Here is a 2,196-nt window from a genome sequence, read left to right on the forward strand (position 1 = left end):
CAACGCTCGCCGCGCCATCCGGATCGAAGATCTCGAGCGCGCCGACGGGGGCGAGCACCACCGGCAGGCGCATCTTGCGGCCGAACTGCTGAACCGAGCCGTCTACCTTGCGGACGTCGCGCAGCACGCGCGGGCGAAAGGCGATCTCGTCCAGCGCCATGCGGTTGCGGCGCATCGTGGTTTCGGTCTCGGCGGCACCGACGATGTAGTCCCAGGCGTTCTGGTTGAGGTTGGCCCGCGCTTTCCGGATGAACTCGTGCAGATTTTGGAACGCCTCGTTGCTGGCGCCCAGTTCGACGTTCCGTTCCGGCCGGATGCGGGGTGCTTCGTTCATTGTTATCCTCCCGAGAATTTGAAGCCTTATGTCATCGCCTAACCCGTCCAGCCCTCCAAAACTATCCTAAAATCGCATAGCTGTGAGGCGTGGACCGGCCCACCGATTCTCCTTGCGGGCGTACCAGTCCTGCAACGTTGCCAAAAGTTTAGGTCCGGACGAAGTGATTTCTGCGAAGGGACCCGCCGGCGTGGCATCCCGGCCTTGAAGAAACCGGAATGGTATTGTGAGAAGCGGACTGGATCGCCAATTGCATGGCGCCTCCCCAGTCTCGAGAGACAAGCCCAAGCGAACCGCCAAAGCAAAAAGGCCAGCCCAACCATGCGGAAATCCCTGCTGTTCCCCCTGGGCGCGCTCACCGGAGCGTGTCTGACCCTTCTGGTAGCCAGCCCGCACGGCGGCGTATGGGCGGCGCGGGCGGCGGCGAACGCGAATGATGCCTATTCCCAGCTCAACCTGTTCGGCGAAGTGTTCGAGCGCGTGAAGGCGAGCTATGTCGAGAAGCCCGACAATGCCAAGCTGGTCGAGGGCGCGATCACGGGCATGGTGACCTCGCTCGATCCGCATTCGCGCTACATGAATGCGAAGGCCTGGACCGAGATGCAGGAGACCACCTCCGGCGAGTTCGGCGGTCTCGGCATCGAGGTCACGATGGAAGACGGCCTCGTCAAGGTCGTCTCGCCGATCGACGATACGCCGGCTTCGAAGGCCGGCCTCATGTCCGGCGACCTCATCAGCAAGATCGACGGCGAGGCCGTGCAGGGCATGACGCTCGAGCAGGCCGTCAACAAGATGAAGGGCCCGGTCGACACCCAGACCAAGCTCACCATCGTGCGCAAGGGCGCCGATGCCCCGCTCGATGTCGCGATCAAGCGCGAGATCATTCATGTGCGCCCGGTTCGCTTCCATGTCGAGAACGGCGACATCGGCTATATCCGCATCACCTCGTTCAACGAGCAGACCACCGATGGCCTGAAGAAGGCGATCGCCTCGATCACCAGGGACGTCTCGCAGGACAAGCTCGTCGGCTACGTGGTGGACCTGCGCAACAATCCGGGCGGTCTGCTCGACCAGGCCGTGTCGGTGTCGAGCGCGTTCCTGCAACGCGGCGAGGTCGTTTCGACCCGTGGCCGCAGTCCCGAAGAGACCCAGCGCTTCACCGCGCATGGCGGCGACCTCACCAAGGGCAAACCGCTGGTGATCCTGGTCAATGGCGGCTCGGCCTCCGCCTCGGAGATCGTGGCCGGCGCGCTGCATGACCACAAGCGTGCCACGATCATCGGCACGCGCTCGTTCGGCAAGGGCTCGGTGCAGACGATCATTCCGCTCGGCGCCGGCAACGGTGCGCTGGCGCTGACCACGGCGCGTTATTACACGCCGTCGGGCCGCTCGATCCAGGCCCAGGGCGTTGCCCCCGACATCGAGATCCTGCAGGACGTGCCGCCCGAGCTGAAGGGCCGGATGGACACCATGGCGGAGTCGCAGATGCGCGGGCATCTGTCGGCCGGCGAGGGTGGCGAGCAGACCGGATCGCAGTCCTACGTTCCTCCGAAGGAGGAGGACGACAAGGCCCTGCATGCGGCTTACGACTTCCTGCACGGCGTCACCGCGAATGCGGTTGCGGCGAAGCGCGCGCCGAAGGCTGCGGTGCCGAACTAAGCTCGACGACTTCGAGACATCGAGATCGTCCGGGAGTGCATCACCGCTCCCGGGCGATTTCGTTTGGGGACTGTCACGGTGATCCGCAGCCCGGATGGAGCGCAGCGCAATCCGGGCTACAGGAAATTCCTACCCCAGCCTTTGATCCCGCACGTCCTGCGTATCCTCGGTCGCCGCCTTGACCGCCGCCTTCTCAGCACCTT

The 2,196-nt window shown here is 64.4% G+C and carries 2 protein-coding genes; one reads left to right on the forward strand and one right to left on the reverse strand.

Features of this window, described 5'->3' with window-relative positions; genetic code table 11:
* On the reverse strand, positions 1-334 hold a 334-nt coding region (locus MOV74_RS36525), incomplete at its 3' end, for an alpha-hydroxy-acid oxidizing protein (RefSeq protein ID WP_246932170.1).
* Between the two features lie 321 nt (positions 335-655).
* Here MOV74_RS36525 and MOV74_RS36530 point away from each other — a divergent pair.
* Positions 656-1,993: a S41 family peptidase gene (locus MOV74_RS36530; protein WP_246932173.1), complete on the forward strand. Its 1,338-nt coding sequence runs from the start codon at positions 656-658 to the stop codon at positions 1,991-1,993.
* Positions 1,994-2,196 lie beyond the last annotated feature (203 nt).

Source organism: Bradyrhizobium sp. SHOUNA76, from assembly GCF_023006445.1.
Classification (GTDB): domain Bacteria; phylum Pseudomonadota; class Alphaproteobacteria; order Rhizobiales; family Xanthobacteraceae; genus Bradyrhizobium.

Bases quoted from the DNA above. Each gene is read 5' to 3' on its own strand.
- MOV74_RS36530 (WP_246932173.1), top strand. From the start codon at position 656: ATGCGGAAATCCCTGCTGTTCCCCCTGGGCGCGCTCACCGGAGCGTGT.